Source organism: Novosphingobium sp. 11B (assembly GCF_054589055.1).
Genome location: NZ_BAAILP010000109.1, coordinates 1 through 580, shown reverse-complemented (window position 1 = coordinate 580; position 580 = coordinate 1). Strand labels below are relative to the sequence as shown.

The 580-nt window shown below is 57.9% G+C and carries 1 protein-coding gene; it reads left to right on the top strand.

From position 1 onward, the window contains the following. Positions 1-540 (top strand): UPF0149 family protein (locus ACYPYD_RS09740; protein ID WP_459662929.1); only part of this gene is annotated, 540 nt, incomplete at its 5' end. Positions 541-580 lie beyond the last annotated feature (40 nt).

Genomic DNA, 580 nt, shown 5'->3' with positions numbered 1-580 from the left:
TTAGAGCAGCTCGAAATCTGGCTCGATACGCTTGATCCGCCGGTCGCCGGTGTCTCCTCGATCGATGGCTTCCTCGCGGCGTTGGCTGCCGGCCCGTCCATCATCAATCCGGACATATGGCTAAGGAGCATCCTGCGCGAACACGTCCAAAGCGCCCGATCGGCACCCGCGCGCCGAACGATCCTTAAGCGCTACAACCAGATCTGCATCGAGCTTGCCGAGTGCCCTGAGGTCTATGCGCCGATCTATATGCGGACCGAGGACGGCGAGGTCCTGCTGGAAGACTTTGCCAATGGCTTCTTCACCGCAATGCATCTGGACATGGACGCATGGAAGCCCTTCGTGTCTGATCGAGACTTCGGCCTGCCGCTTGCAGCTATCCTTGGCCAAAGCACGATCATCGATGGCATATCATGGATCGACCAGCTCCAGGATCCTCTCGCAAATCAGGCTCTTGCAGATACCTGGCGGATGATCCCCCAGATCATCTCCTTCATCCATGACCAGTGTGCCTTTGCAAGAACCTTGACCGTACACTGAAGCCTCTCCACATCCCACGTGGGGTCCAAGCAGCGGTTAC